Origin of the sequence: Evansella clarkii (assembly GCF_002019695.1) — a bacterium.
GTDB lineage: Bacteria > Bacillota > Bacilli > Bacillales > Salisediminibacteriaceae > Evansella > Evansella clarkii.
On sequence record NZ_KV917376.1, the window covers coordinates 756,111 to 770,284 of the forward strand.

General features: G+C 43.0%; 19 protein-coding genes. 9 read left to right on the top strand and 10 right to left on the bottom strand.

The window, feature by feature from the left end:
- The first annotated feature begins 63 nt into the window (after positions 1-63).
- The 3 genes from BK582_RS03445 to BK582_RS03455 all read left to right on the top strand — a co-directional run bounded on the left by BK582_RS03445 (position 64) and on the right by BK582_RS03455 (position 1,954).
- Positions 64-966 carry a cupin domain-containing protein gene (locus BK582_RS03445; protein ID WP_078592991.1) on the top strand — a complete coding sequence of 301 codons (903 nt, stop codon included), beginning with the start codon at positions 64-66 and terminating at the stop codon, positions 964-966.
- A gap of 123 nt (positions 967-1,089) precedes the next feature.
- On the top strand, positions 1,090-1,359 hold the full coding sequence (locus tag BK582_RS03450; protein WP_078592992.1) for a hypothetical protein: 270 nt from the start codon (positions 1,090-1,092) through the stop codon (positions 1,357-1,359).
- A gap of 295 nt (positions 1,360-1,654) precedes the next feature.
- A complete protein-coding gene (locus BK582_RS03455; protein WP_078592993.1) occupies positions 1,655-1,954 on the top strand; it encodes a TIGR04104 family putative zinc finger protein in 300 nt (99 codons plus the stop codon).
- 152 nt (positions 1,955-2,106) lie between these two features.
- Here BK582_RS03455 and BK582_RS03460 read toward each other — a convergent pair whose 3' ends face one another.
- The 6 genes from BK582_RS03460 to BK582_RS03485 form a co-directional block, all read right to left on the bottom strand.
- Positions 2,107-2,295, bottom strand: a complete 189-nt coding sequence (locus tag BK582_RS03460; protein ID WP_078592994.1) for a hypothetical protein — start codon at positions 2,293-2,295, stop codon at positions 2,107-2,109.
- 128 nt (positions 2,296-2,423) lie between these two features.
- Positions 2,424-2,795 (bottom strand): iron chaperone, encoded by a 372-nt coding sequence (locus BK582_RS03465; protein WP_078592995.1) that lies wholly within the window; start codon positions 2,793-2,795, stop codon positions 2,424-2,426.
- 507 nt (positions 2,796-3,302) lie between these two features.
- Positions 3,303-3,863, bottom strand: a complete 561-nt coding sequence (locus BK582_RS03470) for a maltose acetyltransferase domain-containing protein (protein WP_078592996.1) — start codon at positions 3,861-3,863, stop codon at positions 3,303-3,305.
- Between the two features lie 31 nt (positions 3,864-3,894).
- Entirely contained in the window at positions 3,895-4,575 is a 681-nt protein-coding gene (locus tag BK582_RS03475; RefSeq protein ID WP_078592997.1) for a hypothetical protein, read from the bottom strand.
- 424 nt (positions 4,576-4,999) lie between these two features.
- Complete coding sequence (locus tag BK582_RS03480) at positions 5,000-5,452, bottom strand: hypothetical protein (RefSeq protein ID WP_139368206.1); 453 nt, start codon at positions 5,450-5,452, stop codon at positions 5,000-5,002.
- Between the two features lie 63 nt (positions 5,453-5,515).
- On the bottom strand, positions 5,516-5,905 hold the full coding sequence (locus BK582_RS03485) for a hypothetical protein (RefSeq protein WP_078592999.1): 390 nt from the start codon (positions 5,903-5,905) through the stop codon (positions 5,516-5,518).
- Positions 5,906-6,097: 192 nt separating this feature from the next.
- Here BK582_RS03485 and BK582_RS26795 point away from each other — a divergent pair, with 192 nt between their 5' ends.
- The 4 genes from BK582_RS26795 (at position 6,098) to BK582_RS03500 (ending at position 8,196) form a co-directional block, all read left to right on the top strand.
- Positions 6,098-6,274, top strand: a complete 177-nt coding sequence (locus BK582_RS26795; protein ID WP_167553332.1) for a hypothetical protein — start codon at positions 6,098-6,100, stop codon at positions 6,272-6,274.
- A gap of 632 nt (positions 6,275-6,906) precedes the next feature.
- On the top strand, positions 6,907-7,296 hold the full coding sequence (locus BK582_RS03490) for a hypothetical protein (protein WP_078593000.1): 390 nt from the start codon (positions 6,907-6,909) through the stop codon (positions 7,294-7,296).
- Positions 7,297-7,332: 36 nt separating this feature from the next.
- Complete coding sequence (locus tag BK582_RS03495; RefSeq protein WP_078593001.1) at positions 7,333-7,887, top strand: hypothetical protein; 555 nt, start codon at positions 7,333-7,335, stop codon at positions 7,885-7,887.
- A gap of 24 nt (positions 7,888-7,911) precedes the next feature.
- Positions 7,912-8,196: a hypothetical protein gene (locus BK582_RS03500; protein ID WP_078593002.1), complete on the top strand. Its 285-nt coding sequence runs from the start codon at positions 7,912-7,914 to the stop codon at positions 8,194-8,196.
- A gap of 63 nt (positions 8,197-8,259) precedes the next feature.
- Here the strand turns inward: BK582_RS03500 and BK582_RS03505 are convergent, their stop codons facing one another.
- Together BK582_RS03505 and BK582_RS03510 are read right to left on the bottom strand one after the other, a co-directional pair.
- The gene (locus tag BK582_RS03505) at positions 8,260-9,468 is read right to left on the bottom strand and encodes a dicarboxylate/amino acid:cation symporter (RefSeq protein ID WP_078593003.1); all 1,209 of its coding nucleotides are present in this window, start codon (positions 9,466-9,468) and stop codon (positions 8,260-8,262) included.
- A 309-nt stretch (positions 9,469-9,777) separates the two neighbouring features.
- Positions 9,778-10,068 (bottom strand): DUF5316 family protein, encoded by a 291-nt coding sequence (locus tag BK582_RS03510; RefSeq protein WP_078593004.1) that lies wholly within the window; start codon positions 10,066-10,068, stop codon positions 9,778-9,780.
- Between the two features lie 240 nt (positions 10,069-10,308).
- Between BK582_RS03510 and BK582_RS03515 the strand changes: the two genes are divergently transcribed.
- On the top strand, positions 10,309-10,710 hold the full coding sequence (locus BK582_RS03515; RefSeq protein WP_078593005.1) for a hypothetical protein: 402 nt from the start codon (positions 10,309-10,311) through the stop codon (positions 10,708-10,710).
- Between the two features lie 26 nt (positions 10,711-10,736).
- Here BK582_RS03515 and BK582_RS03520 read toward each other — a convergent pair whose 3' ends face one another.
- Positions 10,737-10,967: a hypothetical protein gene (locus BK582_RS03520; RefSeq protein WP_078593006.1), complete on the bottom strand. Its 231-nt coding sequence runs from the start codon at positions 10,965-10,967 to the stop codon at positions 10,737-10,739.
- Between the two features lie 542 nt (positions 10,968-11,509).
- Positions 11,510-12,556: an STAS domain-containing protein gene (locus tag BK582_RS03525; protein ID WP_078593007.1), complete on the bottom strand. Its 1,047-nt coding sequence runs from the start codon at positions 12,554-12,556 to the stop codon at positions 11,510-11,512.
- 396 nt (positions 12,557-12,952) lie between these two features.
- Between BK582_RS03525 and BK582_RS03530 the strand changes: the two genes are divergently transcribed.
- The gene (locus BK582_RS03530) at positions 12,953-14,053 is read left to right on the top strand and encodes a S8 family peptidase (protein ID WP_078597775.1); all 1,101 of its coding nucleotides are present in this window, start codon (positions 12,953-12,955) and stop codon (positions 14,051-14,053) included.
- The last annotated feature ends 121 nt before the right edge of the window (positions 14,054-14,174 follow it).

Here is a 14,174-nt window from a genome sequence, read left to right on the forward strand (position 1 = left end):
ACTTCCCCTCTGAAGGCAGCCGCATAGAATGCTCTTATCAATCTCATGGAGGGAACAGCCATAATGTACTACAATCCTAACCCATACCAATACCCTTATTTTTCCAACACGCCCATGAATCGTTCCGGGAGTACGGAATTACAGAGCCAGGATACTTACTCACAGGTTGCCGGGGCATTGCTTGACGGGCTAAAAAGAGAGTCTGAATCAGCTGATTTATACAGCAGGCTTGCCGAGGCAGCTCCAGACGAAGAGCAGAAAAATGAAATGCTGCAGGCTCTCAATCTTAAACGTGCCAATATAAATGAGTTTACGATCCTTTATATTAACCTTACAGGGCAGCAGCCTGTATACGAGACTCACCGTATTGCTTTTGACAGCTATCGGGACGGGCTTCAAAAAGCACAGGAAGCAGGTGCTGAAAACTATGAAAATTACCGGTATAACGCTTTTCACACCCAGCATCCGATGGTGCAGAATATTTTTATGCACGCTTCCGCCTGTGAACAGGAAAATCAGGCACGATTTGAAACAATAGATGAAACTACTGAAGGGCAGGATTTCGGTTCGAGACCTTATGTAGTAAATATTGAAACTGCAACGAAGCAGAACAACACGTTCCGCACTGCTTTATGGACAGGAGACCATTTGCAGGTGACATTAATGAGTATTGATGTTGGCGATGATATTGGATTAGAAATTCACCCTCATCTTGACCAGTTCCTCCGTATCGAGCAAGGGAAGGGCCTCGTCCAGATGGGCGACAGCAGAAACAACTTAACCTTCCGGCAGGAGGCTTCTAAGGACTTCGCCATCATGGTTCCTGCAGGAAAATGGCATAATTTAACCAACACAGGAAATGTTCCACTGAAGCTTTATTCCATTTACGCACCGCCTCAGCATCCATTCGGCACTGTCCATAAAACGAAAGCGGAAGCCCTCGCTTCGGAAGAACATCATGATTAATATTTCTTAAATTAAATTGGGGGGCCACTAATATGGCCCCTGTCTTATTGACCCTGGCTGAAACTTCACTCCCTCTCATTCCGTAACCAGAGGCAGTGACTTTTTAGGAAGGATGTTTTTCTTGTGAGTAAGTTATTTGTGTTATTTATTGGTTTTCTGGTTATTTTACTTTATCAGTATTTTTTCACCGGAGAGTTCGGGATTGAACAGCTTGGCTTTGTCCTCGTAATACTCGCTGCTTTAATCTCAGTCTTCTTTATTTCGAAATGGCAGAAACAAAAGGACAGAAGTTTTCAGCCGGACACTACTGATAATTCCTTTAAAACCAGGCTGGGAGAACGAGTTGCCAATGGGGAAAAACAAATTTACCCTGAGGGAAAAACTGGAGGCTGAGCTGGACGGCTAGAGGTATCAGCTTCAGTCCCGATCGCTGAAATTAGAAACGGAGATTCTTCTTGGCGGATCTGTCATCGCCGATGGAAGAAGGCTGGACACATCAATAAGATCTTTGTACGAGCTTAACGTGAAGGAGCTGCCTGAAGAAGAAGCATATCTGCTGTTGGCAGTGTACATACTGCTCAACTACTACTTCAGATAATCCTGATAAAATGGTAAAACACTGTTATCTATGATATAACGAAAATAGTAATCGTTGGAAAATAATAAGCTGTTAACTGGAGTGATATCTATGAATCTTCCTCAATGCTCATGCTGCGGCCATTCCTATACATATGCTGAAGCAATCAAATATTTATGGAAAAAAGCGTGCCCAAGATGTGGAAAAAAGCAGTTTTTAACTACAAGAAGCAATCTGAGAACCGGGCTTCCTGCAGTAATCATCATCTTTCTGCCCGGCTTTCTTATCCGTATTCTTCTTGACCTGCCGTTTCTCCAGTACCTTTCAATCACCGTGGGCCTGCTGTTAATCACCATTCTGCTCCTGCCATTTTTCTTTGAGTTTACAGACAAAAAACAACCCATCATATAAAGTGAACCTTCAATCGGTGGGGTTTTTTTCATCCCCCACTGATTGTTAGTTGACCCAATCGGGATAATAACAAACGGCTCCCGTTACAAGGAGCCGTTCAGCCTGCGAAAGTGCAGATGTTATATTTTTTTCCAGGCCACGCCCAAAATAAATTATATATGACTGCCTGCTCTTTTATGAGCGCGCCGCTCAATTCCAAAATACACAGCAGCGGTTAAAAATAATATGCTGGAGAGGAATAATGCCATTCCGTTCCACTCACCGTCTAAAAAAGTAATATTTACGAGGGTAACTAAGTGCATTAATGCAGTGATGATAAATAGTATAGTATAGGTTTTCAAAAAAAAGACACTCCAATCAATCAGTTCTTTTCCTTAGCCCGGGTGCGGCCGAAAGCACACAGAGCTGCCCAGAAGGAATCTGAAGCAGAACTCGAATAACTTGCCTTGCTGCAAGTCAGAAAGGCTGTCTATTTCCTCCAGAAGGTTTCACAATCTGCCTTATCCATCATATTAAACTCGATCATTTTCTCCAGAAGTGAATAATCAACCTCATTCTTCCACTTGATACGCACCAGTTCCTTCGTGTGGTCATAGCCAGCCTGTTCAATCTCTTCAGAAAAGCGATTAATTCCTGCTTGTTCAGGGGCAACAGCTATATGCTGTTTGGCAACGCTGAACCCAATAATATATGTATCGTGATCAGTAAACATAGGCTGATTCCACTTAATAACCGGGGTCAAAGTGGGGAATTTGTTCATAATCCATCCCAAAACTTCTTCCATCCGCTCCCGATGGTCCGGATGATCAATACGTGACAAAAATTCTTCAAATACTTCCATCTCGTTTCCTCCCTAAAATAAAGAAATTTTATAGTGAACTTTAATCTTACTAAATAGTGATAAAGAGTGTTCAGGTATCCCAAAACCCGATGGCTCAGGTTAAGCACAATCTGGTAAATAGACGGAAAAATTCCGTTTAAATATAGTGAATAGCATTTAAATCACCTTAATAGACGGAGAGATTCCGCCTATTGGTTCAAAATAAGTGAAAATGAGGGATTTTGCTTTGCATAGTCGGAAAAAATCCCCTTATTTTCCCTAAAATACGTTACATCCTGCATTTAATCGGAAATTTTCCGCTTATTTTACTTCTGCTGATTACTTAATTTTAAAAAAACAAAAATCCCCCTCCTCTTCACACCCCTTATAGTTATTGCAATGTCTGCTTATTCTTTAGTATAAACTTATTTAGTTATGTAATATGGGGAAGCCAGCGGCCTCTTTTGCCGATAGAGCACGTCCCTGACCAGGTTCCGATTTTCCCCGACTGAAAAATAAGAAGTCTTTTTATATCTCAAGTTTTTTAATTATTTTTGCCGGATTACCGCCAACGACTACATTATCCGGCACATCTTTAGTAACTACAGATCCAGAGGCGATAACAACATTGTTCCCTACATTCACGCCTGGATTTATTACCGCCCTTCCTCCGATCCAGACATTATCTCCAAATCTGACCGGCTTTGCAAACTCTTTCCCTGAATTACGTTCCACGGGGTCAAGAGGATGTGTGGCAGTATAGATATGCACACCAGGGGCAAGCATACAATTATCCCCGAACCTTACTTCACATACGTCCAGTATAGTACAATCGAAGTTCGCATAAAAGTTCTCCCCTACATGAGTATTATAGCCATAGTCAAAACGTATAGCTGGCTCAATAAATAAATTTTCTCCAGTGGATCCGAGTAACTCCCTTAACAACTCTGTCCGTGTTTCTCCCTCAGTCTCCAGAGTCTGGTTATAAATCCTGACTTTACGCCTTGCTTCCTCACGTTCTTTAACTAGTACTGGATCTGCTGGTTCATACATTTCTCCAGCCAGCATCTTCTCTTTTTCTGTCTTCATTTCTACATCTCCTTCAAAAATTCTTCTTCAATTAAAATTCAACCTCGATTTCTGGTTCTTCCCCTACTTCTTCATAGTCCACATTTACCGGAGCTTCCCAGATTAATCGCACCGCTTCCACGTCTTCTGCACTGGAGTTTTCCAGGATGTAATAAAAGCTGGCGCTCTGAGTCGTCCCAGCCATCAATAGTTCTTCAATATGCTCGCTGAGCCACATATCACCATCAAGCTGCTCGCCGGTATCAGTTTGCATGGTTCCTGACCCTGCAAAGAAAGTGAAATCTTCCTCCGCTGTGTTTTCTACTGTAATATCAACTTGTATATATTCGACTTCATCTGCTTCCATTACCTGGGCCATCTCCTCACTTAGTGTCCCCGACGCAGCAAGGACTTGCTCGATTTCCAGCACAATCGGACCGGTTTCAATGGAATCAATATCGTCCGCGCGGCTGTGGAGCGTGAATACCCCAGCCTCATTCTCTATTGTATCTCCTTCTTCCCCAGATTCATCTATCGTCTCATCGCTATTTTCCTCCACAGCATTAAACTCATTATTATTATCCGCAGGTATGTTATTTGTACCTTCTGGAGTTCCGTTATTATTACCAGGTGTGCCGGCGTTGTTATCTCTACTGCCTCCGGCATTATCGTCCCCGCAGGCCGTGACGACCATAAGTGTGGAAAAAGACAAAGTGATCAGAAGCCTTTTCATAGCTTATCTCTCCTCAGAAAAATTAGTTTGTCTGCATCCATTCTGGCAGAAAAATGTATTATAAGAACTATTTCCTTATTTTTGAGCAAAACAAACGAATTTCCACGCAGGACGGGGCGTTTATATAATAACATTTTTCAAAAATCGGTCTGTAAAAAAGAGATTTAAAAACACATGTTGATAGTATTCATTGCTTCGAAGCAGTTGGTTATTTAGAATTATTCCAAGAGGTGCGAACACCTTGTGTATACGTGCGAAGCATCCTCCATGTTGTGCGAACACATCAACATTTCGTGCGAACCCCCCTCTCAAATGGACGATCACCTTTCCCGTCCGTGCCAGTAACTCAAATTTCGTGCAAATCACTCAATTCACTTAAAAAAACCTGCTGCCAGTCTCCGCAGACCAGCACCAGGCATCTTATTTATTCAATTTCCAGCCATTCTAATTCTTTTTTTTCAATTGTTCTTAGATATCCTGCCTCGTTTTTGTTTAATAATCGGTAGGCGTACCCCGGGCCGGTTATATGCCAGAAGCCGCTTTCAAATATTTCCACGGCCACCATACTGCGGCTGTTATCATTTATTCTGACCGTGTGAGTATGCCTGCTATGTCTCTCTTCATCTGTCAGCTCACTGTATGGTACTTCCTCCAGCTCTGTCTCTGACAGATCAGCAAGAATCCTGTTTATCGTGTCAGTGTCTTCAATGATCACAAAATCATCCGTTCTGTTCTGGTCATCATATCTGTTTATGGTTATTCTTTCAGCCTGATCCCCGTCCAGTCTGTCTTCCAGTATTTCTTCGAATGTTGTGTAGGTCGATCCTCCAGTACTCTGGTTTATCCCTGCCGCAGCAAGAATTATAACTGCCAGCACCGGCACGATCGTTTTTTTGCTTAAAAACTTAATGACAATTCCCTCATTTCGTCCAGCCGCCTGTTAGCTTTGATGCTTGCTTGCTTTTTCCAGGTCAAGCTCGTACAGTTCCCCCGATCTGTATAATTTCAGGATAATTTCAGCATTTAAGCTTACCGTACCAAGACCGGAGGCGGCGATTTTTTCCAGAACCTGCTCTGCTTCCTTCTCCCGATATTTTACTAGGAAGGCCTCCACACAGCAAGCGGCTAATACAGCAGGATTATCACTTTTCATTAATTGATCGATAACTTCCCTTGCCTCTTTTCTGTTCCGCTTCAGCAGCTTGCCGATTCTGAGAAGCACTTCAGAAGAATCATGTCCGCGTTGAGAGTCGCCTGTTTCCTGTGTTTCTGCAAAAATAACAGCGTGCTCTTTAAAAGCATTTGCCAGTGTTTCGCTAAATTTGGCCACTTCCTTCACCTCAATTGTATATATTTAGTTTTCGTGTTTTGTTGTTTAATTATGTTTTACTCTCCTCAGGGCCGCCTCTGCTTCGGTCCCGCAGCACCCTTTTTCCCATGCTATGCCTCTCTTAGATTTGCAAAATCCCGGGCCGGTTAGGTAAACTTTAATAATTAAGATGATTAATAAGGAGTCTTTCACATGAGTTCAACATTGAAGAGTATTATTGCCCTGGTCGCCGGTCTCGCGGTTTCAGTTCTTACGCTTTATTTTGGGCCGCTTTTAAATCTTCATCCGGCGGTAACGACCATTGTAGCTTTAGCTGCACCAGCTGTCCCGATCATTTATGTTTTAACTTTACTGACGAAAAAGAGCTGAACAGTTCAATCTGTTTATACAAATACAAATAAGAAAGTATTCAAGTCCCAACGAAAGCTGTCTGGCAGGATGGTTCAGCAAATAACCGTCAGGCCAGGTATAGCCGGCGGGTGGAGTATTGCAATTTCTTAATTAAGGAATAAACACTTGTTGAAGCAATAAAGAAGAAAAATAAGAAGTGATAAATTGCTGTAAAAAAAGGGCAGCAGATATGCTGGCAATAAGAGATAAACTTGCCTGGTTCATGATCAATCAGATCTGTGTTTTGAATGAGGCAGTGTATTTTGAAATTATCGGAGGGGCGGATAAGAAACAGCCGTTTTAAAAATTGCTGGTTCAATCAGTTTTGCAAACACTGTTCCAATGTCATTCCTCTGCATTAACCACAGTATTTCCTTGAAACTGTCCCCCACCTCCGCTTCTCAAATATATTAAAGTATAATTCGCCTTCCATACCGTATTTCCTTCATGAAAAATCCCCCGTCCAGAATGTTTTCATCTACGAGCCTGAAAAGGAGAGTATACACCAATCAGACTATTTCCAGGCAATTCTCATTTTTCATCAACCGCCTGGTCCTGTTTGGTAGTATAATTATTCCAACAAAAACTTTTCCTGAAAGAAGGCGTGCCAGATGATGTTTCCAAAGGTCACTATAGCCCTGCTCACCTCCATCATTACCGCATTGCTTCTGCCTGCCGTAATGCCGATTTACACAGATTTCAATTACTTCCAGAACATCTTTCTCTATGCTCTATACGGAGCTCCCGTAATATTCACCTATGGGATCCTCACCTCTATGCTCGCAGACTTCCTGAGCCGCAGGGCAAAATGGAAGCATAAAAGGACATTATCATTTTTCTTTCACCTTGCCTTTGGAGCTGCCTTTATCCTGCCGGCAGGGCTGATTTTTGGGCCAGGAGCTTTCACCGATTTGCTCAGTTTCCTCGGAATGTTACCTGTTTTTCTAATCTGCTCGGCTGTATTTTTTATCGTAAACGAAGCAGTAATGAAATTTGCCTAGACCTTCTTGGAAAAAATAAAGCCGGGAGCTGATAACATGAATGAAAAAATAAATGGTTACTTTAATGATCTGGAATCGGATGACAAAGAGAAGCAGTATGAAGCATATAAAAATATTCTTACTGCCGCAGAGAAGGAAGTGGACTGGGCCTATGAAGTATGGGACCAGCTGGTAGAGGACTTAACCCATATGGATAATCACAGAAGATCAAGAGCGGCTCAGTTTCTGTCTTATCTGGCGGTAAGCGATCCTGAACAGAGAATCCTTCATGATTTTCCGGTCATCTGGGAAGTTACAAAGGATAAAAAGTTTGTTACCGCCCGGCATAGCTTGCAGGCAGTCTGGAGAATCGGCCTGGCAGGCGAACTTCAGAAGAATTTTGTGGTGGATCATCTTGTTAACCGCTACGGAGAGTGTGAAGGAGAAAAAAATTACACGCTGATACGGTTTGATATTATTCAGGGGTTACGGCATTTGTTTAATGCCATAGGCGGTGAGGAGATTAAAGAAACGGCACTGGACTTAATTGCAGAAGAAACAAACGATAAATACCGGAAAAAGTACGCTTCTGTGTGGAAAAATACAAATTAACAATGCCAGTAAGGAGGAATGACTTTGATTAACCGCGGACGGATTTATTTTATCGCAGGCATAGCATTCCAGGCTGCTTTTCTTACGTTATTTTTCGGCGCTATGCTCCCGAGGATGAGCGGCATTACTGGCTTTTCCGTCTGTTTTTCACTTGGTATTTTAAGCCTGATTTCCAGTATTTATTCTTTCATGAACAAGTTTTATTGGTCTGCTCTCCTGATCATTACCTCCGTTATGATCCTTGCCTTCATTTTTTTTATATACTTTTCCGTAGAAGGGGATGGAATGAGCCCGTTAATACTCTACTGAAACAGCTTTCCCCCGTGCCCTCCACCTGAATTCAGGCAGGAGGGCACGGGTGGAAAACAAGCCTCAGACAGCTGCTTCTTCTTTATTTTTCTCAGACTGGTCTACAACTACTGCTCCTGCCGCATCTCCCATAACGTTTACGGAAGTACGGAACATATCCAGTATACGATCGATTCCAGCAACTAAAGCAATCCCTTCGAGAGGAAGACCAATCGTTGTAAGAACGAGGGTAAGCATAATCATCCCCGCCCCTGGAACACCGGCAGTGCCAATAGAAGCTAATGTAGCAGTTAGCACCACCAGCAGAAGCTGCATCATCGTCAGCTCAATCCCGTAAAACTGGGCGATGAACAGAACAGCAACCCCCTGATAGATAGCGGTTCCATCCATATTTACCGTTGCCCCGAGCGGAAGGACAAAGCTGCTCGTTTTTTTAGATACCCCTAAGTTTTCCTCCGTATTTTTCATTGTCAGCGGCAATGTGCCGGCACTGCTTGCTGAACTGAATGCAAACAGCCCTGCAGGAGCGATTCCTTTGAAAAAATGAAGGGGGCTCATTTTTCCTAAGGTTTTCACTGCAATAGAATAGGTAATTGCCGCATGCAGAAGACAGGCCACCAGCACTGCGAGAATAACTTTCAGCAGCGGCAGCAGCACCGAGGGGCCGTACTGCCCCACCACAGGTGCAATCAAACCAAACACCCCGATTGGAGCGAGCCGGATAACGATCCCGGTGATTCGGTACATAACCTCTGAAAAGCCTTCAAAGAATTTGTATACAGGCTGAGCTTTTTCCCCAACAAGAGATATGGCAACGCCAAGGAAGAGCGCAAAAAAGATGATCTGCAGAATATTTCCTTCCACCATCGCCTGGAACGGATTTGTCGGGATGATATTCAACAGCGTATCTACAACACTTGTTTCCTGTAATGCCGGCTCCTCTCCCACAGCTTCCGCAGGTATATTTACCCCGGCCCCAGGCTGAAATGCGAAACCTATTCCGAGCCCGATTGTAATAGCAATTGCAGAAGTAACAAGGTAATAGGCAACTGTTTTTCCTCCCATACGCCCGAGTTTTTTAATATTCCCTGTTCCTGCTACACCGACAACAAGCGTCGCGAGAATTAATGGTACGATAATGAAACGGATAAGGCGGATGAAGAAGTCGCCTAACGGCTGAACAACCTCGATACGGGGGCCAAAAATCGCTCCGAGAATGATAGCAGCAACAAAAGCAATTAAAATTTGAGTTAATAAATTCAGTCTCTTCATTTTGTCAGCTACTCTCCTTTAAAGTTTTGCTCTGATCTCCTCACTGGCAGCACGCATGAAAAACTATTTACCTCCCCCCCTCTGATATTTTTTAAAACACCTCCACTGGCTTTCGATTCGGCGGGATTTCCGATTCAGGAGGTATTACTGATAACATGTATACTTTTAAATCCTTAAATCTATGACGTTTTCAGAAATAGATTACCAGTGTTTGCTGCAAAAAATAGAATCCGTTTCGCCTTCATCTCCTCACACAAAAAAGAACAGCCATTTGTCCGGCTGCCCTCCTATGTGGAAATGTATTCCTTTTTACAGGATAAAAACGTATATTGCTGTCACTATCAGGCTGGGAAGCCCGAAAACAATAATCATATTTCCATATCCTGTCCTCTTGTCCCTGTCCCTTTTTGTTTCCGTGTTGTAGCTGCCCCTTACCCCATCCCCGCTGAGAAGAACTCCGTAAAAAATTCCAGTGCCTATTATTGAACCAATGGCAACGATACCAGCAGCTGCAATGAATATGTCCCATGTGGTGATGAGAGCTATGATTCCCATGATAACCAGAAAGATCAGACCAGTCAGAAACGCTTTCTTTAACATTTTACGCCCTCCTAATTAATTTCTGATTTTTCAGTATTATTTATATACGGAGCGATCTGGAAATAGTTTCATATTGGTGGTGTATTGTGGAAAGCGAACCGTGTTTCATAACGGACGATTTGTCCAAACGCATTCCAGCCAGTTTCATAAACTGTTATTAAACTGCTGAAAAAACTTAGTTTTAAAAGTTACGTTCGGAAAATCGGTAGTGCGAAGCATTTACAGCTGGGGGTGATAGTGATGGCTGAGAGGACAGGTAAAGGAAAAAATATAGCACCGGAAGAAAAAGAAAAACTTAGAGAAGAGCTTGAACAGAAAATAATTGCAGCTTTGTGGCTTCAAGTAGTTGGTCAGTTTGCTGAAGCCTATTATTCCGCCCAATTATTTGCGCTTGATGATGAATCCGAAGGGGAGCAGAAGATCTCCCTCGGACAATGGGTTCAGGTGATCGGCCAGAGCCTCGAAGCGCTTGGGGCTACAAAACAGCATGCTGCTGTCGACCCTCAGCTGCTCATCGCAGCCCAGAAACTTGCCGTTAACGGAAATGCCTTGCAGTCATTAGGCTCAGCAATAGAAACAATAGGAGGAAAAGAAGTCATTCTGGAGGAACTGCTGTTTAATGTGGAGAGGTTTGTTCCTTAGTCTATATTACGGTACTCGTGGATTATCTATTTTCGTTGCTGGACAAATCTTTGGGCTTTTGATGGGATTTGTCCAGCATTCTCATTTTCCTGGACAAATTTTTGCGGTTTCCATGAGATTTGTCCAGCATTCTCATTTTTCTGGACAAATTTCACGGATCTAACTCCTATTTGTCCAGCAAATCCTTTTTTCTGGACAAATTCCACGGATCTAACTCCTATTTGTCCAGCAAATCCTTTTTTCTGGACAAATTTCACGGATCTAACTCCTATTTGTCCAGCAAATCCTTTTTTCTGGACAAATTCTTGCCTTCGTTCGAAGATTTGTCCAGATTAATTACATTATTATACTTTTATAGAAGTTTAAGTAACTGTTACTGGACAAATCTTTGCGGTTTCCATGAGATTTGTCCAATATTCTCTTTTTCCTGGACAAATTCCACGGATCTAACTCCTATTTGTCCAGCAAATCCTTTTTTCTGGACAAATTCTTGCCTTCGTTCGAAGATTCGTCCAGATTAATTACATTATTATACTTTTATAGAACTTTAAGTGATTTAAACTGGACAAATCTTTGCGGTTTCCATGAGATTTGTCCAGCAAATCCTTCTTTCTGGACAAATTCCGCGGATCTAACTCCGATTTGTCCAGCAAACCCCTCTTTCCTGGAAAACCTCTTCCGCATAATCATTCCGCCCAAACCCTCCCTATTACAACAACAGCAGCTACAAAAAGAAGACACCCGCTAACGTAAGCGCCTCACCACGCCTCGCCTCCCGGATGTCCCCCTGAACCAAACTCTAATAAAACTTATGCTTTGTTTTATTGTCCTTCTTCCTAACAAGCTCAAAGCCGCATTGAACAATAGCATGCTCCACTCCCTGCTGCAAAGTGGAGAATGTCTGAATGCCCCTCAAATCCATATCAGAATTTGTTATGTGAATACTTAAATCAGAAGAAATTCCCACCAGGTAGCACGTACCGCCTAGCAGCCTGATCGCATGCGTCAACTGGTGAATCTTATGGACAGTATAATTATCAAAATTCTTAATGCCTGTGAAATCGATGAGCAGGAACTTTGCTTTATGCCTCGATAACTCCACCATGGCTTTTTCCATCAAATCTGACAGCCGGCTTTCGTTAAATTTGCCAACCATAGGAATGACGAGAATATCTTCAAGCACAGGAATGACAGGGGTTGACAACTCCATTACAAGTGAAGTCAGTTCACCTGTTCTTTCTTCCACTTTTCGCTCGAGTGCCATAATATTCTGCTGTTCTTTTTCCCGTGCCAGTTCGTGAATGTTGTTAGCCGGAGTTATATCTGAAGGAAAAATCTCAATCTCATCATATTCATGGCCATTAAGCTGGCTCTGGTTTATTTTGTACCACATTTTTTCATTAAAAATTCCGGTGAAAACTCCAGCCCAGTGGCTCGGGAGCAGTACACCGGCATGATCCTTATTCTTATCTTTAAAAATACGGTGTTCCCAGCTGTTAGTTAACTGGATAACCGCTCTTTTTTCCTCAAGAGAATACGATTTCACCTTGAATTTACCCCAGCCGGCGTTTCTGTAAATATCGCTGTATTCCTCAAGAAGATTCTCTACATCCGTTCTTCCTTGGTAGTAATCACTCACAAGGGTCCCCATTCGATACCCGGTTGCCTCGTATACTGTTTTAGATGCTTCTACCCCTGAGACTTCCTCAATCGTCTCGAGAAAAAGTTCGATTGCCGTGTCCCAGAACAATAACGCCGGAGCTCCGTCAAACGTGAACAGCCCCTCTTTCCTGTCCCAGATGAACTCATTGCTGTCTACCTGCACTTTCACATTTTCTTTCCTCATTAGATCCCCCAGAAAATTGTTTAGTCATAAATATATTTTACAAAACGTTCGTCTACCATACAAAGATCTCACTGTTATTCATCTATGTACCTTAAGCAAAACGGCAGCTTATTAAATGACACTATAAATATATTACAACTACCCCTTTACCCGCTTGCTCCTGTTTCTAATCATCTAAATCAAAATTTATTTTCGTTTACTTGACGAACAATACGACATTTTTCGACAAAAACCCCTCCTTTATTCCTGTTTATAAGCTGATTTTCTTCCCACTTCTTCTATAAATCTCATAAAACCAGTGAAGCGCTCTAACAAACTAGTATTTGTGGTAACTTGTAAAAGATCAAAAAATTCTAACAAGGAGCTGGGGAAACATTGAAAAAATCTACTAAATTTATGTCTGTATTTTCATCTGTCGTAATAGGGGGCGCGCTGTTGGCAGGAGGTATGTCGGCCAGCGCTTCACCTGACCATGGAAGCTATTTAATCGGATTCAGCGGAGGACCGGACCACAAGTCGGTTGAAGCATTCGGAGGAGAAGTAAAACATGAATTCCAACATATGAATGTCCTTGAAGTTACTCTTCCTGAGCAGGCAGTCCAAGGACTTCAAAACAATCCAAACATAGAATTTATTGAAGAAAATGCAGAAGTGGAAGCGTACAATCAGGACATTCCTTGGGGTATCCCTCATATTAACGCCGATGATGTCCAGAACAACTATGGAAACTTTGGTGACGGAGTTTCTGTGGCAGTTCTCGATACAGGAATCGAACACCATGAAGATCTGAACGTTGCAGGAGGTGTAAGCTTCGTAAGCGGGGAACCAGATTATATCGATTACAACGGCCACGGCACCCATGTTGCCGGAACAATTGCGGCTCTTGATAATAATTACGGGGTTCTTGGAGTGTCCCCTGATGTAGACCTTTACGCTGTAAAAGTGCTAGGTGCAGATGGCAGCGGGACAATAAGTGGAATCGCCCAGGGAATTGAATGGACCATAGATAACGATATCGATATTGCAAATATGAGCCTTGGATCCAGCTCTGGTTCCAGCGCCCTGGAAATCGCAGCTAACAATGCGAATAATGCGGGAGTGCTCCTTATTGCAGCCGCGGGAAACAGCGGTGAATTGTTATGGTTTAACACGATTGGCTATCCTGCCCGCTACGATTCCGTCATGGCTGTCGCTGCAATTGACTCAAATAACAACCGGGCTTCGTTCTCAAGTGTAGGTGGAGAGCTTGAGATTTCCGCTCCAGGTGTAAGCGTTCTGAGCACCTACATTGGAAATGACTATGCTTCCTTAAACGGGACGTCCATGGCTTCTCCTCATGTTGCCGGAGCAGCTGCCCTTGTAAAAGCTGCAAATCCTTCCTTATCGAACGAACAGATCCGCCAGGTGCTGAACAATACAGCCAGCCCTCTGGGAGATTCATGGTACTATGGGAACGGCCTTGTTGATGTTGATGCAGCCGTCCGGTCGGTTCAGTAACTAAATTCACCCAAAGGCACCTGCTTCCCTATCATGGGGCAGGTGCTTTTTAATGCATATCATCGTCTCACAGGCGGAATTTACCAGCCAGATGCTGTTTTCACACTGCATAAAGGCATAA